Annotated in this window: 21 protein-coding genes; 20 read left to right on the top strand and 1 reads right to left on the bottom strand. The window is 63.8% G+C overall.

All coding sequences use genetic code 11. The features are described from left to right. Nucleotides 1-2: 2 nt before the first annotated feature. On the bottom strand, nt 3-2105 hold the full coding sequence (locus tag FV139_RS02005; protein ID WP_148066564.1) for a TonB-dependent receptor: 2103 nt from the start codon (nt 2103-2105) through the stop codon (nt 3-5). A 535-nt stretch (nt 2106-2640) separates the two neighbouring features. Here FV139_RS02005 and FV139_RS02000 point away from each other — a divergent pair. From FV139_RS02000 to gspM, 20 genes are all read left to right on the top strand, one after another. Further along, nucleotides 2641-3783, top strand: a complete 1143-nt coding sequence (locus FV139_RS02000) for a GGDEF domain-containing protein (protein ID WP_148066563.1) — start codon at nt 2641-2643, stop codon at nt 3781-3783. A gap of 32 nt (nt 3784-3815) precedes the next feature. Further along, on the top strand, nt 3816-4445 hold the full coding sequence (can, locus tag FV139_RS01995; RefSeq protein WP_148066562.1) for a carbonate dehydratase: 630 nt from the start codon (nt 3816-3818) through the stop codon (nt 4443-4445). A gap of 120 nt (nt 4446-4565) precedes the next feature. After that, on the top strand, nt 4566-5489 hold the full coding sequence (locus tag FV139_RS01990) for an NAD-dependent epimerase/dehydratase family protein (protein WP_187276356.1): 924 nt from the start codon (nt 4566-4568) through the stop codon (nt 5487-5489). 4 nt (nt 5490-5493) lie between these two features. Then, nucleotides 5494-6207 (top strand): tRNA (guanosine(18)-2'-O)-methyltransferase TrmH, encoded by a 714-nt coding sequence (trmH, locus tag FV139_RS01985; protein WP_148066561.1) that lies wholly within the window; start codon nt 5494-5496, stop codon nt 6205-6207. A gap of 14 nt (nt 6208-6221) precedes the next feature. Further along, the gene (locus FV139_RS21005; protein WP_187276355.1) at nt 6222-6398 is read left to right on the top strand and encodes a hypothetical protein; all 177 of its coding nucleotides are present in this window, start codon (nt 6222-6224) and stop codon (nt 6396-6398) included. A gap of 320 nt (nt 6399-6718) precedes the next feature. Then, a complete protein-coding gene (locus FV139_RS01980; protein WP_148066560.1) occupies nt 6719-7840 on the top strand; it encodes a DUF1214 domain-containing protein in 1122 nt (373 codons plus the stop codon). A 35-nt stretch (nt 7841-7875) separates the two neighbouring features. Then, a complete protein-coding gene (locus FV139_RS01975) occupies nt 7876-9048 on the top strand; it encodes a sulfotransferase family protein (protein WP_148066559.1) in 1173 nt (390 codons plus the stop codon). Nucleotides 9049-9149: 101 nt separating this feature from the next. After that, nucleotides 9150-9767 carry an adenylyl-sulfate kinase gene (gene cysC, locus FV139_RS01970; RefSeq protein ID WP_148066558.1) on the top strand — a complete coding sequence of 206 codons (618 nt, stop codon included), beginning with the start codon at nt 9150-9152 and terminating at the stop codon, nt 9765-9767. A gap of 23 nt (nt 9768-9790) precedes the next feature. Further along, entirely contained in the window at nt 9791-10972 is a 1182-nt protein-coding gene (gene sat, locus FV139_RS01965; RefSeq protein WP_148066557.1) for a sulfate adenylyltransferase, read from the top strand. Between the two features lie 234 nt (nt 10973-11206). Then, on the top strand, nt 11207-12238 hold the full coding sequence (gene gspC / locus FV139_RS01960) for a type II secretion system protein GspC (protein WP_235898484.1): 1032 nt from the start codon (nt 11207-11209) through the stop codon (nt 12236-12238). A gap of 34 nt (nt 12239-12272) precedes the next feature. Beyond that, the gene (gene gspD / locus FV139_RS01955; protein WP_328592268.1) at nt 12273-14309 is read left to right on the top strand and encodes a type II secretion system secretin GspD; all 2037 of its coding nucleotides are present in this window, start codon (nt 12273-12275) and stop codon (nt 14307-14309) included. Further along, complete coding sequence (gspE, locus tag FV139_RS01950) at nt 14309-15874, top strand: type II secretion system ATPase GspE (protein ID WP_148066555.1); 1566 nt, start codon at nt 14309-14311, stop codon at nt 15872-15874. Before gspD ends, gspE begins: the two co-directional genes overlap by 1 nt. Before the next feature lie 7 nt (nt 15875-15881). Beyond that, the gene (gene gspF / locus FV139_RS01945) at nt 15882-17102 is read left to right on the top strand and encodes a type II secretion system inner membrane protein GspF (protein WP_148066554.1); all 1221 of its coding nucleotides are present in this window, start codon (nt 15882-15884) and stop codon (nt 17100-17102) included. 16 nt (nt 17103-17118) lie between these two features. Next, the gene (gspG, locus tag FV139_RS01940) at nt 17119-17553 is read left to right on the top strand and encodes a type II secretion system major pseudopilin GspG (RefSeq protein WP_187276354.1); all 435 of its coding nucleotides are present in this window, start codon (nt 17119-17121) and stop codon (nt 17551-17553) included. Nucleotides 17554-17567: 14 nt separating this feature from the next. Further along, entirely contained in the window at nt 17568-18140 is a 573-nt protein-coding gene (locus FV139_RS01935; RefSeq protein ID WP_148066552.1) for a prepilin-type N-terminal cleavage/methylation domain-containing protein, read from the top strand. Beyond that, the gene (gene gspI / locus FV139_RS01930) at nt 18127-18549 is read left to right on the top strand and encodes a type II secretion system minor pseudopilin GspI (protein ID WP_148066551.1); all 423 of its coding nucleotides are present in this window, start codon (nt 18127-18129) and stop codon (nt 18547-18549) included. The genes FV139_RS01935 and gspI overlap by 14 nt, the downstream gene beginning before the upstream one ends. Then, a complete protein-coding gene (gspJ, locus tag FV139_RS01925; protein ID WP_148066550.1) occupies nt 18536-19192 on the top strand; it encodes a type II secretion system minor pseudopilin GspJ in 657 nt (218 codons plus the stop codon). The genes gspI and gspJ overlap by 14 nt, the downstream gene beginning before the upstream one ends. Next, nucleotides 19173-20279 carry a type II secretion system minor pseudopilin GspK gene (gspK, locus tag FV139_RS01920; RefSeq protein ID WP_148066549.1) on the top strand — a complete coding sequence of 369 codons (1107 nt, stop codon included), beginning with the start codon at nt 19173-19175 and terminating at the stop codon, nt 20277-20279. Before gspJ ends, gspK begins: the two co-directional genes overlap by 20 nt. Before the next feature lie 95 nt (nt 20280-20374). Continuing rightward, the gene (gene gspL, locus FV139_RS01915) at nt 20375-21571 is read left to right on the top strand and encodes a type II secretion system protein GspL (RefSeq protein WP_148066548.1); all 1197 of its coding nucleotides are present in this window, start codon (nt 20375-20377) and stop codon (nt 21569-21571) included. Further along, nucleotides 21568-22041 carry a type II secretion system protein GspM gene (gene gspM / locus FV139_RS01910; protein ID WP_148066547.1) on the top strand — a complete coding sequence of 158 codons (474 nt, stop codon included), beginning with the start codon at nt 21568-21570 and terminating at the stop codon, nt 22039-22041. The genes gspL and gspM overlap by 4 nt, the downstream gene beginning before the upstream one ends. Nucleotide 22042: the final 1 nt, after the last annotated feature.

The raw sequence follows: 22042 nt of genomic DNA, 5'->3' as shown, positions 1-22042 counted from the left end.
TGTTAAAAGGAGTAGCGGCCATACACGCCGAAGGTGCGCGGTTCGCCGTACTGGAGATAGGGTTCGGTGACGTATTCCTTGCGCGGGTCATTGCCGAAGCTGCCAAAGCCGCGCACGAAGTAGTCCTCGTCGGTCAGGTTGCGCCCCCACAGGGCCACGCTCCAGTTACCGCTGGCGTAACCCAGGCGCAGGTGCAGCAGGTCGAAGGCGGGCGCCTGCAGGTCGTGACGGTCGGAGAAGTAGAAGTCATCCTTGCCCTCCAGGTCCAGGCGGGCGTAAAAACCGCCTCCCAGGTCGTAGCGCGCGCCGGCGGCGTACTGGTAACCCGGGGCGTGGGCCTGCTCGCGGCCGGAGAGGTCGGTGCCGGAGGCGTTGACGTAGTCTTTGAACTCCGTTTCCAGCAGGCCCAGATGGGTGTAGAGGGACAGGGATTCGGTGGCCCGCCAGTCCATCTCCAGTTCCAGACCGTAGTTGGTCCCCTCGGCCGCATTGCTGACGTGGTCGAGGAAGGTGGTGCTGTTGTCCTCGCGCTGGATCACCAGCGAGCCTTTCACCTGCTGGTCACGGCGGTCCATGTAGAACGCCGCCAGCCGCAGACTCATGCTGCCGTCGAGTAGCAGGCCCTTGTAGCCCACCTCGTAGTTGAGCAGGGACTCCTCGTCGAAGGTCTGTACCCGTTCCAGCTGGGTGATGATGGCCGGGTCCTCGAAGGCCTCCATGCTGGCCAGGATGCCGGCATTCACACCGTTGGCGCGGTAGCCGCGCGACAGGCCGCCGTACAGCATGTGGCCGTCGCTGACGGTGTACTCCAGGGTAACGCGTCCGCCCCACAGGGTCTTGCCCGGGTCAGAGGCAACGGCGTTGCTGTCGCTGTAGTCGGTGTTGCGGCGCTCCACCCGCAGCCCGGTGAGCAGGGACAGGTTCTCCGCGAGCCGGGTATCCATCTGGCCGAAGGCGGCGTAGGTGTCGGTGTCGTAACGGCTGTAGAAATCACCGTCCAGGTAGGTATAGCGGCGGTGCAGGTCCTCGCGGTCGCCCAGGTAATAAACACCGGCTACCCAGTCGCTGCGTCCGCCCAACAGCCTCGAGCTGTCGTTGGACAGCAGGCGCAGTTGGGCGCTGGAGCTGTCGCGGTCGCGCAGGTACTGGTCGAAGGACGAATACTCCCAACCGGGGGCAATGCCGACAAAGCTCCAGTCCTCGTCGTAGGAGTACTCGGTGTCCGAGGCCGCCAGGGTCAGGGTGGCCTCGAGGTCGAACGCGTTCAGCGATTGCTGCCAGTCCAGGGCCAGGGCGGTGGACTCCTGGCGGTCGTGGCCGGGCTGGTCGGACAGGGTGTGACGGGTGTTGTCGAGTGAAAAGGCGTCAAAGCCGTTGTCGGCGTCGAGGTAGAAGGCGGTGATGTCCAGGGTGGCGCTGTCGCTGGTCAGCCAGCGCAGTTTGCCGCGCACACTGGTTTCGTCGCGGCGATTGGTGTCATCCCGGGAGAGGTAGTCATTCTCGATGTAACCGTCGCTGCGGTACTCCTGGACTGCCACCCGATACAGGAGGCTGTCCTTGACCAGCGGGCCGGTGCCGACGATACCGGTGCTCCAGGTATTGTAGTTACCCAGCGTCCCTTCCACCGCCAGGGCCGGCTCATTTTCCGGCGCGGCGGTGCGCACGTTGATCAGGCCAGCGAGTGCATTGGCCCCGTGCAGCGTGCCCTGGGGGCCGCGCAGTACTTCCACCTGCTCGACGTCGAACAGGGTACCGGCGGTGCCCAGGCCGCTGAAATCCACGCCATCGACAATCAGGCCGATGGAGGCGTTCAGGGGCTCCTGGTACTGGCTGCGCTCGCCGATACCGCGAATCTGGAAGAAGCGGGCGCGGGAGGTGCCGCCGGCAAAATTCACATTCGGCGCCAGGTTGAGAATATCTTCCAGGTGCTGGGCGGCCCGCTGGCGGATGTCCTCCTGGGTTACCACGCTGGTACTGGTGGGTTGCTGCAGCAGGCTGGTGGGGCGGAATTCCGCGGTCACCAGAATTTCTTCCAGTTCCGCAGCGGTCGCCGCCGATACGGTACACGCCACGGCAACGGGTAGCAGTCGCAGGTAGTTGTTCATGTCGGGTTCTCCTCAAAATAAAAACAAGAGAGAACCGGTTTGAATAGCGGAGCGGGAGGAGAGGCGTGTAAAAGCCGCCAGCAGGCAGCCGGGATTACACAGCCGAAGCACCTGTCCCTACGCCGGTTCTAACCGGATCAGGTTCAAAGGGTTCGCCGGTAAAGGCATCTCAGGCAGGGTGTCATGTCCGGTTGATTCGCTGCATTTCAGCGTGCCAGCCAAAGCTTCTGGCAAGGCGCGTCTTGCAGGCAATGGCCGTAGCCCTTGGCAAAAGGCGCAACGCGGCCAGAAGCTTTGGCTGGCGCGCCCTTCGGGAGCCTACAGAAAACGCTGCCACTGCGTTGCTCCCCTTGAAAATACAACCAGTATTCTCTGCGGGTCGCGCCTTGTTGCAGCGTTTTCTGTAGGCTCTGAAATACAGTGAATCAACCGGACATGACACTCGCCACCCCCAGGTTTGCATCGGCATTATAGGGCGCTTACACTGAGCTGCCAATAACAAGGGTCGAATCACGACCCAACAGGGGAACGATCAATGGCGGAACAGCCTTTTGATGAGTACCACCCTATGGAAGAAATCGAGGGCGCGCCGCCGGCAGAGACACCAGAGGAGATCCGGCAGCGTCACTTGAGGGAAACCCTCAGCCTCAATAAATACCTCTACCGCCAGACCCAGCAGATGGAGTACATGCTGCTGGGGGCCGCCGACCTGCAGGCCCTGTTGGAGGTGTTACTGGTCAACCTGCCGCGCCACTTCGGATTTGCTGCGGCCGAGCTCTGGCTCTACGACCCCGAACAGGTTCTCGCCGGCCTCATGGCCGACCCCGAGCGTTACGGCCCGGCCCTGCAATTGCACAAAGATGTGTTCGCCATGCAGGAACTCTATGACCTGGAGCCGGCGGTGGAACTGATTGACGCCGCGGACACCCGCATGTTCGAGATTCTCAAGTCGAGCCGTGGGGTCGAGCAGGCCCTGTTGATTCCCCTGCAGGACGGCGGGCGGGTCATTGGCAGTTTCCACTGCGGCATCGGCGAGCCGTCCTTTGCCCTGGACGAGGCCGAACTGGATCATGTCGCCCACCTGGGCTCGGTGGTCTCCCTCTGCTTCCGCAACGCGGTGAGCCGACAGCAGATCTCCCGCCTGACGATGATCGACCCCCTGACCCAGATCAGTAACCTGCGCGGCTTCCAGAAAGACATCGCCAGGGAACTGGCCCGGGCGCGCCGGGCCGACCAGCCGGTATCGGTGTTGCTGCTGGATATCGACGAGTACGATGACCTTTACCAGAGCTATGGCGAGGTGACCGGCCAGTTTCTGATCAAAAAGATCTCCGAGCGAATCTCCTCCGACCTGCGTACCTCCGATTACCTGGCCCGCCTGGACGGCGCCCGCCTGGCCGTGCTGGTGCCCGGCAGCGGCGAGGTGCTGACGTCGGAGATCGCCGAGCGTATCCGCAGCGATATCGAGCATTTCGCCGTGGATGATGGTCGCGGCGCCAACCTCCAGGTAACCGTCAGCATTGGCTACGCCACCTGGGAACCGCAGCAGTTTCCCGCCATCGATATGGGGCAACTGGCCAGGCAGATCGAAAACACGGCGACCAAGGCGCTGGAGTCGGCCAGGAAGATGGGGGGGAACCGCTGCCAGGTGAATCGCCTTACCACCCTTATGGTGTAGAATCCCGGCATATCTGCCGGGAGAGTTTCGCCGTGAAAACGATCAATCAGCTGTTTGACAACAACCGCAACTGGGCGGAGAGCATCAAGACCAGCGATCCGGATTTTTTCGAGAAACTGGCCAACCAGCAAAGTCCCGAGTTCCTGTGGATTGGCTGTTCCGACAGCCGGGTACCCGCCAACCAGATTGTCGGCCTGCTGCCGGGTGAGGTTTTCGTTCACCGCAATGTGGCCAACGTGGTGGTTCATACCGACTTCAACTGTCTCAGCGTGCTGCAGTATGCAGTGGATGTCCTCAAGGTGAAGTATGTCCTGGTGGTCGGCCACTACGGCTGCGGGGGGGTGCGCGCAGCCTTCGAAAACAGTGATAACGGCCTGATCGACAACTGGCTGCGCAATATCAAGGATGTACAACACCGGCACCAGGACCAGCTGACCCCCCTGTCCGATGACGATGCCCGGGTGGACAGGCTCTGTGAGCTCAACGTGGTCAGCCAGGTGGCGAATGTGTGTCACACCACCATCGTCCAGAATGCCTGGTCTCGCGGGCAGCAATTGTCCGTACACGGTTGGGTGTACAGCCTCAAGGACGGCCTGCTGCGGGACCTGAAATGCGATGTGTCCGGGCCCGACCAGATTTCCGAGGCCTACCGCGTTTCCTGACAGCCTCCTCCGAATGGGTGATGGCGCACCGGCCGGGGCTCTCTACACTGCCGGGCAGGTGGTACACGGGCGGGTGACCGTCGCTGGCCACTGCCGACAATGATAACGAGAGGAACCGCCATGCCCTTCGATCCCGTTGCGATCAAAGACAAAAAAATTCTCATCACCGGCGCCACCGGCCAGGTCGCGCAACCCGTGCTGGCCGCCTGGTCCGGACAGGCCGATGTCTACGCCCTCGCCCGCTTTGCCCGGGACGAGGACCGCGCGCAGGTGGAGGCACTCGGGGCCACCTGTCTGGCCGCGGACCTGGCCGACCCCCAAGGGCTCGAAGGCCTGCCCGACGACTTCGACTATGTGCTGAATTTTGCCGTGGTGAAGAGTGGCGACTTCGACTACGACCTGGCCGCCAACGGCGAGGGGGTGGGGCGCCTGATGCTTCACTGCCGTCAGGCGAAGGCCTTTCTCCACCTGTCCTCCACCGCAGTGTATGAGTACGCGGGCCATGCACCGCGCGCCGAGGATGCGCCCCTGGGGGACAACCACCGGGTGATGTTTCCCACCTACAGCATCAGCAAGATCGCCGCCGAGACCGTGTGTCGTTTCGTTGCCCACCAGTTCGGCATTCCCACCACCATTGCCCGCTTGAGCGTTCCCTATGGCGACAACGGTGGCTGGCCCTGGTACCACCTGATGATGATGGAACAGGGGATTCCCATCGAAGTTCACCCGGAGGGCCCCAACAATTACAACCTGCTGCACGTGGACGACTACCTGGAGAAACTCCCGCGCCTGCTGGCTGCAGCCTCCACTGATGTGACCACAGTAAACTTTGGCGGTTCAGACACCACCAGCATCGAGGCCTGGTGTGCCTACCTCACCGAACTCACCGGGCTGGAACCGGTGTTTCAGGAAAACCCCAAGGCGTTTGGCAGCCTGAGCATCGATACCACCCGCATGCACGAGTTGATCGGCCCCACCGCGGTGGATTGGCGCGACGGCGTCCGGCGCATGGTGGAAAGCCTGTCGCCGCAACTTTTGCAGTAAAGCAATGACTCCCGAACGCAGCGCACGCCTGCGGGCCGTATTGGAACGACGCCAGCCCGACCTGACCCTGGTCACCGACTTCGTTAACAAACAGCGCAACCTCTCCGCCATCGTGCGCAACTGTGACGCCGCCGGCATCATGGCCATCCACGCCGTACTCGGCGAAGAGGACTACCGCGCCTTCCGCGGTACCGCCATGGGTTCCCATCGCTGGGTCGAAGTGCACCGCCACGCCGCCGTGGACGAAGCCATCTCCGGTCTGCAGGCGCAGGGCTACCAGGTGCTGGCGGCGCACCTGGGGGAGGGCGCGCGGGACTATCGGGAGATCGACTACTGCAAGCCCACGGCGGTGTTACTGGGCGCCGAGCGGCGCGGCGTCAGCGTGGAGGCCAGGGCCCGGGTCGACGGCTTTATCACCGTACCCATGATGGGTATGGTGGAGTCCTATAACGTCTCGGTCGCCTCGGGCATCATCCTCGCCGAAGCCCAGCGCCAGCGCGCTGAAGCCGGCCTGTACGACCAGTGCCGGATCGACCGGGCCACCTACCGCCGGCTGCTGTTCGAGTGGGCCTATCCCGATCTCGTTGAGTACTGCACAGAGCGAGGCCTGGCCTACCCACCCATCGACGAGGCAGGTGACCTGGTGGTTCCCTCCGCCTGGTATGCTGCAGTGCGGGAAGGCAGGGCGCCACTGGCCGGCGAAAGCGAAGCTCACTAACAGGGAGGACCCGCGTGAACAACCTGTTTCTGGTACTACTGCTGATCTTCGGCGGAGTGGCCTTGATGGTCGTCCTCGGCGAGCGCTTCGCGGCACCGGCCAGCCCGGAAAAAATGGCCCGCCTGCGGCGCTGGCTGGTGCCGCTTGTGGGCCTGATGCTGGTGCTGTCGCTGGTGAATTACTACCTCTGACTGGCATTGGCGAACAAGTGACGAAGTCGCCAACCTCGACAGTCTACGGGGGGAGCGTGTGCGGTACGCGGGGCCCGTCCGGGACTCTATGAGGCAGGAAGCCGATTAGAAGCGTACATGGACGTATCCACAGCGTGTCCCGGACGGGCCCCGCGTGCCGTATACGCGGCTTCAACCCTCTCAATCACCTGGCGCCACTATTCCCCGTTAGTGTTCGACGAACCTTTAAATGGATACCACCCGTTAGGGTGATGCCCTTTCCCCCGCGCTTTGCGAGACTGCTCATCCCCTACTGGTAGCTGGCGACAAGAGCAACATCAATGGCCGAGACAACCCTCGAACAACAATTACTCAGCGGCGAACTCTGGAACATATTCTGCGATGAACTGAAAAGCGCCGGCCAGCAGATACTGGCCGAGGGCGTGCCCCGTGACGCCCTGACCCGGGCCGAGGGTTACCGCTACCTGACCCGTCTGTTGCGTCTCGGCCTCGAGAAGCAGATCGAATTCGACGACCCCCAGCACCCCCAGTTCTACTCCCTGTCCCACGAAACCGCCAAAATCGGCAACGACAACCCGGACAACTTCTACCAGAACTGCGCCGTGGATGGCCGCCATGAATATCGCATTCGCGGCAATCGCGGCAGCGTCGACTACCTCAGCATCGAGACCAAGGCCGGCTCCTTCGCCGGGCAGGGCGACATGGCGCCGACCGGCCATGTCGAAATCGATGAACTGGACGTGGACGCCAACGGTGACTTCGAACTGATGGTCTCGGCGACCGAGTACCCCGGTAACTGGCTGCCCATGACCGAGGCCACCGACAACCTGCTGGTGCGCCAGACCTTCAAGGACCGCGCCAGCGAGCGCCGGGCGGAACTGTCCATCGAATGCCTCAACCCTGCGCGGGACGCACAACTGCGCCCGGCGGAATTTGCCGCCCAGTTACAGGCGGTGGTGCCCTTTGTTTCCGGTACCGCGGGCCTGTTCCATCAGTGGATGCAGGTGTTCTCGGAGCATATCAACCAGCTGCCCCCGAACGACCAGGCCATGTGCCTGCGGGCCGGGGGGGACCCGTCCATCTACTACCACAACAGTTACTGGCGACTGGGCCCGGATGAAGCCCTGGTCGTCGAGTTTACCCCGCCGCAGCAGTGTCGCACCTGGAACCTGCAGTTATCCAACTACTGGATGGAATCTCTCGATTACCGCTATCACCGGGTATGCGTGAACAAGCACAACGCCGTGGCCGAAGCCGATGGCAGCGTGCGGATAGTGATTGCCGGTGGGAATCCCGGGGCGGATTACCCCAACTGGCTGGACACCGCGGGGCATGGCAATGGTTCCATGCTGCTGCGCTATGTGGAAGCACAGGACAAGCCGCCCGTGCAGACCCGCGTGGTACCGCTGGCGGAGCTGCGGGCGGATTTGTTAGCCCGGTAACCACAGAACAATAAGACCGAGGAACCCAACGCTGTATGACTGACACAATTGTTTTTGATCCGGACGTGGCTATTGCCGCCGCCAAAGCCGTTGACGGGCTGGAGGATTTCGGCGACGACAGCCATGTCGAGCCCCTGCGCCGCCTGCTGTGGTCGCTGGAGCACGAGGCCGACCTGAACGCCTTTGGCCGCGGCGCCATGTTCCAGCGGGTCGTGGATATCCTGGCCACCCGGCTGCGAGTCCAGGCCTGGCTCAAGCGCTACCCGGAAATCCGCGACGAAGTGATCGAGGCGCCGCTGGTGATCGTCGGCCTGCCGCGTACCGGCACCACCATGCTGCACCGGACCATCGCCGCCGACCGGCGCATGTATGCGCCCCTGTGGTTCGAGACCCGATTTCCCTGCCCGGACCTGGACTGGGACTTTACCGCCGAAGGCGACCGCCGCATCCGCGATGCCAAGGCGGAGATGAAGGCCATGGTCGACGCCAACCCGGAGCTGATGTCCATCCACCCCATGGACGCCCTGGGCCCGGACGAGGACATCATGCTGCTGGAGCAGTCCTTCTACAGCTTCAATATCCAGTCCTTTGCCTGGCTGCCAAGTTACGACGAGTGGATCGAGGCCCAGGACCACACGCCGGGCTACGAATATCTCAAGCTGCTGCTGCAGTTCCTGCAGTGGCAGAAGAAGCGCAGCGGCCAGCAGGGCCAGCGCTGGGCCTTGAAAGCGCCCCACCACCTGCACTACATGGATCTGGTGTTCAAGATATTTCCCGACGCCAAGGTGGTACAATCCCACCGCGATCCGGTGGACACAGTGCCCTCCCTGGCGAGTCTGATCTACGGTGTGTGGGTCATTTACTCCGACAGCGCCGACCCGAAGCGGGTGGGTGAGCAGTGGGCACGCAAGTTCGCCAATGGCATGCGCCATACCATGGCCGTGCGCGAGCAACTGGGCAGTGATGCCTTCCTCGACCTGTGGTTCAAGGACACCGTCAGCCAGCCCCTGGTGGAGATCGAAAAGGTCTATGCCTTCCTCGGTATGGACCTGACCCCCGAGGCGCGCGAGGAAATGGCCAAGTGGCAGGACTTCAATCGCCGGGAATTGCGCCCGCCCCACGAGTACACCCTGGAGCAGTTCGGGTTGTCGGAGGCGGGCCTCAAGGAGCAGTACAAGGAATACCGGGCGGCGTTTATCGAGCGTTAGCCCCCTGACCTCAAGGGTCCGACAGAGGCCCGGCCGGCGCACAGTGTGCGCGCTGGCAGTAACAATACCTATCCGACTTTGAACAGTAGAGAACTGGAGTTATGGCAGAACAGAAAGCGACAAACGTGCACTGGCACGAAGGCGATATTACCCGTGAGCACCGGGCCAAACTGCTGGGCCACAAGGGTGCGACCCTGTGGTTCACCGGCCTGTCCGGCAGCGGCAAGAGCACCGTGGCGGTGGAACTGGAAGGCCGCCTGAGCGAAATGGGCATCCTGGCCTATCGCCTGGATGGCGACAACGTGCGCATGGGTATCAACAAGAACCTGGGCTTCTCGGCGGAAGACCGCACCGAGAACATCCGCCGTATCGGCGAGGTGGCCAAGCTGTTCGTGGACGCCGGTGTCATCGCCCTGTCCAGCTTCATCAGCCCCTACGCCGCCGACCGCGACCAGGTGCGCAAGCTGCACGAGGAAGCCGGCATGGACTTCATCGAAGTGTTTGTCGACTGCTCCCTGGAGGCTGCGGAATCCCGCGACCCCAAGGGCCTGTACAAGAAGGCCCGCGCCGGTGAGATCAAGAACTTTACCGGTATCGATGATCCCTACGAAGCGCCTGCCACCCCGGAGATTCACCTGCACTCCGACCAGCAGAGCCTGGACGAGGAAGTGGATGCCATTCTCGCCGCCCTGCGCGAGCGCGATGTCATCAAGGCCTGAATAGACAACTGACGGAGACCACCATGATCAAGCCCCACGGTTCCGAACAACTGAACCCCCTCTACGTGCAGGATGACGCTGCCCGCGCCGCCCTGGCCGCCGAGGCCGAAGGCCTGCCTTCCCTGCTGCTGAACTCCGCCGCCGCGGCCAACGCGGTGATGCTGGGTGCCGGCTACTTCAACCCGCTGACCGGCTATATGAACCTGGCCGATTCCCTGAGCGTGGCCGAGAAGCTGGCCACCGTCGACGGTCTGTTCTGGCCAGTGCCCATCGTCAACCTGACCGCTGAGTCCGGCATTGCAGCCGGCAGCCGTATCGCCCTGCGCGACCCCAACGTCGAGGGCAACCCGGTACTGGCGGTGATGGACGTCGAGGCGGTCGAGACCGTGTCCGACGAGCAGATCGACTTCATGGCGGAGAAGATCTTCCGCACCCTGGACCCCGAGCATCCCGGTGTGGCGACCTTCAAGAGCCTGGGGCGCACCCTGTTGAGTGGCCCCATCCAGGTGCTCAACTTCTCCTATTTCGAAGGCGAGTTCCCGGAAACTTTCCGCACCGCCTTCCAGATCCGCGCGGAAATCGCCGAGCGCGGCTGGGAGAAGGTCGTCGCCTTCCAGACCCGCAACCCCATGCACCGCGCCCACGAGGAACTGTGCCGCATGGCCATGGATGACCTGGGCGCCGACGGCATCCTCATCCACATGCTGCTGGGCAAGCTGAAGCCGGGTGATATCCCCGCCGACGTGCGCGACGCCGCCATCCGCAAGATGGTCGACGTGTACTTCCCGGAAAACACCGTGATGATCACCGGGTACGGTTTCGATATGCTCTATGCCGGCCCCCGCGAGGCAGTCCTGCACGCGGTGTTCCGCCAGAACTGTGGCTGTACCCACCTGATCGTGGGTCGTGACCACGCCGGGGTAGGGGATTACTACGGCGGTTTCGACGCCCAGACCATCTTCGACGAGGAAGTGCCCGAGGGCGCCCTGGAACTGGAAATCTACCGGGCCGACCACACCGCCTACAGCAAGAAGCTGGACAAGGTGGTGATGATGCGCGACGCCCCGGATCACAGCAAAGAGGATTTCGTCCTGCTGTCCGGCACCAAGGTGCGGGAAATGCTCGGCAACGGCATTGCGCCGCCCCCCGAGTTCTCCCGTCCGGAAGTGGCAAAGATCCTGATGGACTATTACCAGGCCCTCTGATCGCGCCGCTCCGGCGCCGGACCGGCCCTTCGGTCCGGCGCCTTTCCCGCCCCTTTCCCCTCTTTACGACGGCGAAAACGTGACACGTTAGCGTCATGTATGCCGCCTGATCCCGGCGTTTTTTGCTGTTTTCACAAATCTGTCACAGTTTTATCTTTTAATCGTCCACCCTATAATCGGGGCCTTGAAAGCCCCGGTGTACGCAATCGGCGGGGCAACGGATGGGAGTGCGCTTTGCCAGCTCAATGGCTCGACAATAAAAGTGATGTAGCTGAGCGCGCCGCCGCGAATTTACAGCAGTTTGGCCAGACCCTGGCCCAGCCCCGCAATCTGAAACGGCTGCGCACAGGCCTGCTGCTACTGGCGCTGGTGTGGGCGGCGGCGGCCCTGGCGCAGCTGTTCTGGGCCCTGTGGCCCTCGCCGGAGGCCGACCCGGCGCCAGCAGTGGTCATCAACCCGGTCAGTCGCAGCCAGCAGGCGACCCAGGCGGTGAGCGTAGACCGCGAGGCCCTGGTGGCCCGGCCCCTGTTTGGCGAGCCGGGAGAGGAAGCCGTCGAGGTGGAGCTGGCAGAGGCGACCGCCAGTTCGGCTTCCGAGCGTGAAGGTATTGAAGAGGGCGCCCGGGAGACCCGGCTGGACCTGACCCTGCGCGGGGTGGTGGCCTCTACCGAGGACGGCCTCGGCCACGCGATCATCGAATACCGCAACCAGCAGGCGGTGTACGCGGTGGATGACGAATTGCCGGTGTCCGGCAATGTGCGCCTGGCCAAGGTGCTACCGGACAAGGTGGTGCTCGACAACAACGGGACCTACGAACTGCTGCCCCTGTTCGATGACAGCGAACTGGACCGCCAGTTGCAGAATCTGCCCCGCACAGCCCGTCAGCCCGGTGCTGCAGCGGCCGAGTCGAGGGCCATTACCGCAGATGCCGAGGCCGGCGAACTGGCCGCGGGTTACCGCGACCAGCTCTACGACAACCCCGAGTCCCTGGCCAGCCTGGTGCGCATCAGTGCGGTGCGCGAGGGCGGGCAGCTGCAGGGGTACCGCATTATGCCGGGCAAGGACAGCGCCCAGTTCGGCCAGCTGGGTTTCAAGCCCGGCGACCTGGTGACCGCCGTGAACGGCATCGCCCTGGACAACCCGGCCAATACCATGCAGCTCTATCAGGCCATGCGCACCGCGCGCGAGGCCGTGTTCGATCTCCAGCGCGAAGGCGCACCCGTGTCGATTACCGTCGACCTGGGTGCCGCTGGGGGGGAACGGTAATAGAGTCAGCCACACTTTGACGAGGATCTACGTCTTGCTACAGCGTTTGCTCAGGCCACTTGGCGCCGCCCTGATTATCTCCCTCGCGGGAGTCTCGGCGCTGCCGGCCACCGCCCAGGAATTTACGGTCAACCTGAAAGAGACCGATATCCAGGAGCTGATCAAGTTCGTGGCGGAGGCGACTGGCACAACCATCGTGGTGGACCCCGCGGTGAAGGGCAAGGTCAAGGTCGTCTCCTCCAAGCCGGTGTCCCGCGACGAACTCTACGACCTGTTCCTCTCCATCCTGGAGGTCCACGGCTATACCGCGGTGCGCTCCGGTGGTGTGGTGCGGGTGATCCAGAGCAAGGACGCCCGCTCCGCCCCGGTCAGTGTCCGTGACATCCAGGCTGGCCAGGGTAACGACGAGTACGTGACCCAGGTCATGAAGCTGGAGAACATCTCCGCGGCCAAACTGATCCCCGTCCTGCGTCCGCTGGTTCCCCAGCAGGCCCATATGGCAGCCTACGCCCCCAGCAACGCCATCATCATTTCCGACATTGCCTCCAATATCGACCGCATCAGCGACATCATCAAGCGCATGGACCGCTCCGCCGTGCAGGAAACCGACCTGATCAAGCTGAAGTATGCGGTGGCCGAGGATGTCGTGCGCATGCTCAACCAGCTCAATGAGTCCGAGGCCCAGGCCAGTGGCGGCACCGAGCCCGAGGTGTTGCTGGTGGCGGACAAGCGTACCAACAGCGTGCTGATCAGTGCCGACGAACTGGAGCGGGCCCGCATCCGCAAGCTCATCAGTCACCTGGATACCCCGCTGGAGCAGAGCGGCAACGTCAAGGTGATTTACCTGGAGTACGCCAAGGCCGATGAAATTGCCGAGGTCCTGACCCGGGTGATGCAGAACATCAGCCAGCTCGACCCCGACGAGAAGCAGCCCCGGCGCACCAGCAGCAATACCTCGACCATTGAGGCGGACATCGGCACCAACTCCCTGATCATTACCGCCGACGCCGACGAGATGGCGGCCATCGAATCGGTCATTCGTCGCCTGGATATCCGTCGCGCCCAGGTGCTGGTGGAAGCGATCATCGTGGAGATGAACGTGACGGACTCCCAGGACCTGGGGTTGCAGTGGCTGTTCGCCAACGACAGCGGCACCTTTGGCAGCAATGTCACCGCTGGCGATGGGACCCTGAGCAACATCGGCGGGGCGGTACTGCCCCCGTCTGACGGTGATGACGGCGCGGGCATCACGACTGGCGACTTTGACGTGGGTGGCCTGGCGGGCGCGTTGGCGGGCACCGACGGGGTGACCCTGGGCTGGGGCACTATCGGCGACGACCTGTCGATGACGGTGATTCTCAATGCGCTCAAGGAAAAGAGTAACGCCAACATTCTTTCCACGCCGAGCCTGCTGACCCTCGATAACCAGGAGGCTTTTATCACGGTGGGGCAGAACGTCCCGTTTGTGACAGGCAACTACACCAACACCGGCTCCGGTGACGGGGTGTCAAACCCCTTCCAGACCATCGAGCGCGAAAACGTGGGTATCACCCTGACGGTGACGCCCCATATCAACGAGGGGGATTCGGTGGTCCTGGATATTGCCCAGGAGGTGTCCAGTCTCACCAACGCCGGGGCTGACCTGTCTGCTTCTGACATCATCACCAATGAGCGCAAGCTGCAAACCAAGGTGTTGGCCGCCAACAACCGGGTCGTTGTCCTCGGTGGCCTGATCAAGGACGACGTGCAGGACGGCCAGCAAAAAGTGCCGCTGCTGGGCGATATTCCCGTGCTGGGCCGGCTGTTTCGCTCCGATGCGGTGCAGGTGGTCAAGACCAACCTGCTGATATTCATCCGCCCCACCATCATTCGGGACGACAAGGACCTCGACGGCGCCAGCGCCGAGAAATACCGCTACATCCGGGCCCAGCAGCAAAGGCGCCGGGAGCAGGGTCTGATGTTCCTGGATGACGGCAATATTCCGGTACTGCCCGAGTGGGAAGAACAGATCAGGCAGCTCGAGGAAATCCGCGATGAATCGGCCGCTACCAGCGAGGAAGGAGCTGAGTAATGGCCGCGGAGGGAACTAGCCCGTCAGTGCTGGACCCGGTTGAGGGCAGTACTGTCGCCAGCCTGGAAGATGCCCCCGCGCCGGAAACCGCCGCGGGCAAGGGGCTGCCCTTCAGCTTTGCCAAGTTGCACGGTGTCCTCCTCGACCGGGAGGCGACACCGCCGGTGCTCTACTGCCAGGCGGAACCGGACCTGCCGGTACTGGTGGAGTTGCGACGCTTCCTGGGTGAGTCTTACCAGAGGGAAGTGGTCTCCGAGCAGGAGTTCCAGCGCCGCCTGACTCTGGCCTACCAGCGCGGCAACAACGAGGCCGTACAGATGGCGGAGGATCTCTCCGCCGATGTCGACCTGAGCCGGCTGGCGGACGAAATCCCCGAGGCGGGAGACCTGATGGACGCCGAGGACGACGCGCCCATCATCCGCCTGATCAACGCCATCCTGTCCCAGGCGGTGCGCGAGCAGGCCTCGGATATTCATATCGAGACCTTCGAGGACCGCCTCAGTATCCGCTACCGGATCGATGGCGTGCTGGCCGAGGTGCTGTCCCCCAAGCGCATGCTGGCGCCCCTGTTGGTTTCGCGCCTCAAGGTGATGGCCAAGCTGGATATTGCCGAGAAGCGCGTGCCCCAGGACGGGCGGATCTCGGTGCGTATTGCCGGACACGCGGTGGATATCCGCATGTCCACCATTCCCTCCGCCCACGGCGAGCGGGTGGTACTGCGCCTGCTGGACAAGCAGGCGGGGCAGTTGCAGCTGGAACAGCTCAACATGAACCCGCAGGTGTTCGACGCCTACCAGCGCGCCCTGCACAGCCCCCACGGCATTATCCTGGTGACCGGCCCCACTGGCTCGGGCAAGACCACCACCCTGTACGCGGGGCTCTCCCATATCAACCAGACCTCGCGCAACATCCTCACCATCGAGGACCCGATCGAGTACATGTTGCCGGGGGTGGGCCAGACCCAGGTCAACCAGAAGGTGGACATGACCTTCGCCCGTGGCCTGCGGGCCATCCTGCGCCAGGACCCCGACGTGGTCATGGTGGGGGAAATCCGCGACCTGGAAACAGCGGAAATTGCGGTGCAGGCCTCCCTGACCGGCCACCTGGTGCTCTCCACCCTGCACACCAACACGGCTATCGGTGCGGTGACCCGGCTGCAGGACATGGGCATCGAACCCTTCCTGCTCTCCTCCAGCCTGATCGGGGTGATGGCCCAGCGCCTGGTGCGCCTGTTGTGTGTCGACTGCAAGGAGTCCTACACGCCCACTGAAACCGAGCGTACCATGCTGGGCCTGGATGCACAGGCCGCCGACGGCCAGCAGCTGTGCCGTGCCACAGGCTGCGAGCGCTGTAACTACAGTGGTTACCGTGGCCGGACCGGCATTTACGAGCTGATCGAGGTGGACGATACCCTGCGCACCATGATTCACGAGGGCGCCGGCGAGCAAGTCATGCTGGCCGAGGCGCGCAAGCACTACCCCGGCATTCAGGAGGATGGCCGGCGCCGTATACTCGCGGGCGAAACCAGCCTCGAGGAAGTACTGCGGGTTACCGCGGTAAGCTGAGCCTGCGATGACCGCATATCGCTACAAGGCGCTGAATACCGGCGGCAAGCTGGTCAAGGGCGTGGTCGAGGGCGACTCCGAGCGCCAGGTCCGCAGCCAGCTGCGCAGCCAAAAACTGCGCCCGGTGGAAGTGGCCGTGGCCAACCGCCAGGCGGCCAACGCCCCGCGCATGCGCCTGTCGCTGTTCCAGCCCCGTATCAGCGTCTCCGAACTGGCCCTGCTGACCCGCCAGCTGGCCACTCTGGTGCAGTCCAACCTGCCGCTGGACGAATGCTTGCAGGCCGCCGCCGAACAGAGCCGCAAGGCGAGGACCAAGGCCCTGTTGTTGCAGGTGCGCTCCCGGGTGGCCGAGGGCCATACCCTGGCCTACGCCATGGGCGAGTTTCCCTCGGTGTTCAACGACATGTACCGGGCCATGGTCAACGCCGGCGAGCACGCGGGCTACCTGGGGCCGGTGCTGGAACAGCTGGCGGACTACAATGAACAGCGCCAGTACACCGCCCAGAAACTGAAAATGGCGATGATCTACCCCTTTATCCTGATCGGGGTGGCCATTACCGTGGTGGTGGCGCTGATGGTGTTCGTGGTGCCGGAGCTGGTGGGCATCTTTGCCCACTCCAAACGCGAGCTGCCAATGCTCACCAGGGTGTTGATCGCCACCTCGGATTTTTTCCGCGATTACGCACTCTATCTGTTACTGGGCCTGGTGGTGCTGGTGGTGGGTGTCCGCCGCCTGCTGCGCAACCCGGGCCGGCGCAAGCGCTGGCACCGGACTCTGCTGAAACTGCCGGGAATTTCGCGGCTGGTGATCGCCATGGATACCGCGCGGTTCGCCTCGACCCTGAGCATTCTCATGGCCAGCGGCGTGCCCCTGCTGGAATCCTTGCGCATCGCCGGGCAGGTCCTGACCAACCTCGTGTTGCGGGAAGACAGCGCCGCCGTGGCGGAGCGGGTGCAGGAGGGCAGCAGCCTCAACCGCGCCCTGCGCGAAAACGGCCGCTTTCCGCCGATGATGGTGCACATGGTGGCATCCGGTGAAACCAGCGGTGAACTGGAAACCATGCTCGAGCGCTCCGCTACCAACCAGGAGCGCGAGCTGGAAATGACCCTGGGCACCCTGATGAGCCTGCTGGAACCCCTGTTGGTGGTGTTCATGGGGGTGATGGTGCTGACCATCGTGCTGGCCATCCTGTTGCCCATTTTCGATCTGAATACAATGGTGAGATAGTCTTATGAAGCATCGAATGAACACAGCCCGCCAGCGCGGTTTCTCCCTGGTGGAGATTCTCGTGGTCCTGGTGATCATGGGACTGCTGATCAGCGTGGTGGCGCCCACCGTGCTCAATCGCGCCGACGAGGCCCGGGTGCAGAAGGTCTACGCCGATTTCAAGTCCATTGAAACCGCGCTCAAGATTTACCGCCTGGATAACTACGTCTACCCCACCACCGAGCAGGGCCTGGCGGCGCTGGTGTCTCCCAGCACGCTGTCCCCCGAGCCGCGCAACTTCAAGGAGGGTGGCTACCTGGCGGAAGTGCCGCAGGATCCCTGGGGGCGTCCCTACCTGTACCTGAGCCCGGGTGAACACGGCGAAGTGGACCTCTACTCCCTGGGCGCCGACGGCCTGTCCGGCGGTGAGGGGCAGAACGCCGACATCGGCAACTGGAAGTCCGAGGAATAAGCGAGGAATAAATCATGTGCCGCCCCCGCCAGCGGGGCTTCAGCCTGCTGGAGCTGCTGGTCGCCCTGTTTGTCATCGTACTGGTCACCTCCCTGGCCACCCTCAATGTGGGCTCGGGGAGCGGCGGCCTGGAACTGGAATCCAGCCTGCAAACCCTGCTCGATACCAATGAATTCGCTACCGATGAGGCGCAGATGACGGGCCGCGATTTCGGCCTGCTGTTGCAGCGGGTGGATGTGGACGGCGACATCGTCTATCGCTACGGCTGGCGCGAGCGGCGCCCCGAGGGCTGGCGCCCACCCACCAGCGGGGCGGACGTGTTCAACGACCGCGATTTCAGTCCGGAGGTGGTACTGGCCCTGCGCATGGAAGGCCAGGTGGATGGCGAGCTGCAAACCCCGGTGGACTCCCTGAACGCCGCGCCGCAAGTGGTTTTCTACGCCAGTGGCGAAGTCACTCCGGGAGAAATCGACGTGCGTCGGCGCAGCGACGACGCCCTGCTGTGGCGCCTGGAATGGGATCTGCTGGGCCGGGGCGACCTGCTGGTGCGGGGCGAGCGCGGAGAAGAGGCCGATGACGACTTCTAGGCGTGTTGCAGGCTTCACCCTGGTGGAAGTGATGGTGGCGCTGGCGGTGGTCGCCCTGGCGCTACCGGCGCTGATCATGACGCTTTACCAGCAGGTAGACGGCACCGAACATCTGCGTGACAAGTCACAGGCGCAGTTGGTAGCGGCGAACAAGCTCGCTGAACTGCGGTTACTGAGCCAGGCCCGGGGCAGCCTGCTGCAGGGCGAGGACAGCGGTAACTCCGAGCTTGCAGGGCGCGACTGGTCGTGGCTCATTCGCAGCAGCACCACACCTGTGCAGTCCTTTCAGCGGGTAGAGATCGAGGTGCGTGCGGGTGAGGACAATACCAGCGGGCCAGCGCTATATACCCTGAACGCTTTCATGTCTTCGGAAATCGAGAACACGGAGTCTACCGATGCCGGCGAGTAGACGGGCCGCCGGTTTTACCCTGGTCGAGGTGCTGATCGCGCTGGCTATTTCGGCTTTTATTGCCGCTGCCGCCTACACCGGCCTGAGTACGGTAATGACCGGGGTGGAGCGCACCCGGGCCGAAGCCGAGCGCACCTGGGAGATCAATCGCGCCCTCAACTTCCTGTCGCGGGACCTGCGGCAGTTTGCGGACCGCCCGGTGCGCGATGAATTCGGCGATGTGGAGCCCGCGCTGCAGGGCGGACCCGCGGCGCGTTTCCTGCTCAGCCTGACCCGCGCCGGCTGGTACAACCCCCAGGGTCATCCTCGCAGCTCCCTGGAACGGGTCAATTACGTGATCGAGGACGAGGCCCTGTGGCGGGAGTCGTACCCGGTGCTGGACCGGGCCGCGGAGACCGAACCCCTGCGGGTGCGCCTGCTGGATGACGTGGTGGACATGCGGTTGCTGTTTCTCAGCGATATCGGCGCCGTCAATCCGTCCGCACGGGGTACCGACATCGACACCCGCGCCTGGCCGGAAAACTGGGTGGCCAACCTGAGTGATCCCGGCGTCGATCTGGCGCCGCCCATTGCGGTGGAAGTCCAGCTGGAACTGGAAGACTGGGGGGAGGTGAGACGGCTCTATGTCCTGCCACCTTACTGACCTGCCATCCGGCCGCGCCGGTGGCGGCCGGCAACGGGGCGCCGCGCTGGTCATCGCCCTGCTGGTGTTTGCCATTTGCGCCGCCTTGATCGTCGCCATGAAAGCCGACTTCGAGCTGTTCTACCAGCGCGGGTCCAACAGCTTCCTGGCGGAGCAGGGCTATGCCTACCTGCGCGGTGCGGAGGATCTCGCGTCCCTGGCACTGGTGCTGGATTTCGACACCGACCAGACCGAGGACAGCAAGCGCGACGACCTCACCGAAATCTGGGCCCTGGGGCAGCCGCCCTTCCCCCTGGAGGACGGCAGCGGCCTGATGCGGGGTGTGCGCCCGGACCCCCGGGAAGGCGGCAAGTTTCTTTTTCTGGAGGATCTGCAGGGACGCTTCAACCTCAACAACCTGCCCGGACAGGCCAGCACCGGTGAAGGAGAAGGGGAGGAAGGCGAAGGTTCTGCAAGCCAGCGCTTTACTCCGGCCCAGGCCCAGTTTATCCGCCTGTTGCAGACATTCGAGGAACCGAGACTCAGCCAACAGCAGGCGATCACCCTCACTGAGGCACTACTGGACTGGATGGACACCGATACCACGCCGCGCGCCTTTGGCGCGGAGGACGACTACTATTTCGGCGAAGAGCCCGCCTACCGCGCGGGTAACCGCGCGCTCTCCAGCGTGTCTGAACTGCGTGCCGTGGCGAACATGACACCGGCGCTGTACCAGGCGCTCACCCCCTGGGTGACGGTCTGGCCACGGGAGGGGGGCAGTCAGCTCAATATCCACACCGCCCCGCCCCGTCTGTTGCAGACCCTCAACGCCGACGATGATCTCATGCCCCTCTCACCTGACGAGGCGCTGGCGATGGCCCAGCTGAGGGAGGAGGTTGGCTTCGCCGATGTTGCTACGTTTCTAAGCCAGCCTGTATACGCGGAGCGAGAAACAGAGGGGCTGACCGCCCTGTTGGGGGAGACCTCCAGCTGGTACCTGCTCAGTGCGGTGGTGGAAGTTGCCGACCGCAGCAGGCACTTGTACAGTGTCCTGCACCGCAACCAGCGGCGGGTGGAGTCGCGGGCGCGCTCCGCGGGCGAGCTGTAGCTGGCGGGCCCTGTGCTGTGAAGTCGACTCAACGATTACGATGCCCATTGCCATGATGCGCGCCGATCTGACACCCGAGACCTGGAGATTCTTCCTTGCATAACATCGCTGTAATCCGGCTGCTCGACGAGCAACTGCTGTGTTACCCGCCGGGAGCGGGGGAACAGCCTCTGCCGCTGGATAGCGCGGAGGCCTTCAAGTCCCTGCGCGACAGTGTGGCTGGCAACCGCTGGTCACTCTGTTTTGCGGCACCCGCGGCGGCCATTCGCCTGTTGACGCTGGACGTCGCCGCCGAAGAGAAGAAACACCTGGCCCAGTCCCTGCCCTTCACCCTGGAAGAGCAGGTGGCCGAGGATATCGATGGCCTCCACTTTGCGATGGCGCCCCTGGAGCGGCTGCACTACGGTGTGGCGATCTGCCAGCACGAGTGCATGCTGGCGTGGCAGGAGCAGCTCGCCGCACTGGACGGCATTACCCACTGGGTACCGGAAACCCTGCTGTTGCCGTGGCAGGCGGGGGAGTGGTGTCTGCTGCTGGAAGGTGAGCGCGCCATCGTGCGCAGCGGTGCCTGTGCCGGTTTCGGTTGCGAGCGGGAGCTGCTGCCGCTGCTGCTCGAAGCGGCCCTGCGTGAGGGCAGCCCGGACAGTGTCGTGATCTATGGCAGCGATCAGGCGGCCGATTGCGAACTCCTGCCCCAGGCCCTGCGGGAAAAGGTGCAGTGGCGTCGCGGCAACCTGTGCAGTGCGTTGCTGCTGGTGGATAGCCTGCCGCCACTCAACCTGAACCAGGGCCCCTATGCAGCCCGCCTGCCGCTGCAGCGCTGGTGGCGTGAGTGGCGCCTGGTGGCCTCGGTGCTGGCGGCCGTATTCTGCCTGCAGTTGCTCGCCACCTGGCTCGAGTACCGTTCCCTGGCCGATGAAAACCTGCGCCTGCGCGCAGCCCGGGAAGCCAGCTATCGCCAGGCCTATCCCCAGGGCGCGGTGGTGGATCCGGAGAAACAATTGCAGCGCCAGCTGGATGCAATGCGCGGTACCGGTGGCGGCAGTGGCTTTGTGCCCCTGCTGGACCGGGTGGGCAAGGTCCTTGCCGGGGAGCCCGGCACCCGGCTCGCCAGCCTCAACTACACCGACCGCGGCGGCGAAATGCGCATGAATATAGTGGCCAGCGATTACGAGAGCGTGGAGCGTATTCGCGCCGGCATCAACGCCAGCGGCCTGAACGCCACCATGGAAAGCAGCAATGCCCAGGGTGACGGCGTGCGGGCGCGAATTCGTGTGGAGGGCCGGGGATGAGCCAGTGGTTTGACCGTTTCAACATGCGCGAGCAGATCAGCCTGCTGGCCCTGGCGTTGGCCCTGCTGCTCTACCTGGCCTACATGCTGCTGTGGAGGCCCCTCGACGTGCAGCGTGAAGACATGCTGGCCCGCAACGCTGCCACCGCCGTTTCCCTGCAGCGGGTAGACGGCATGGTGTCGGAGATTCTCGCCCTGCGCGAGAGTGAAGGGGGTGCAACCCGCCGCCGCAATCTGACCACCGTGGTCAACCAGACTACGGCCGCGGCGGGGCTCGCAGTGAGCCGTCTACAACCCAATAGCCGCGGTGAGATTCAGGTGAGGCTGGAGGGCGTGGAATTCGGCGCCCTGGCCGGCTGGCTGTATGAGGTGGAGTACGGCCAGTCACTGCTGGTGCGCGAGGTTTCCATGACCCAGTCCGGCAGCGCCGGGCGGGTCGATGCCACAGTGCGTCTGGGCCAGAGCGAGTAGT

The organism is Parahaliea maris (genome assembly GCF_008064665.1).
Lineage (GTDB): Bacteria > Pseudomonadota > Gammaproteobacteria > Pseudomonadales > Halieaceae > Parahaliea > Parahaliea maris.
Note: the sequence above shows the minus strand (reverse complement) of the source record. Positions and strands in the feature narration are given on the sequence as shown.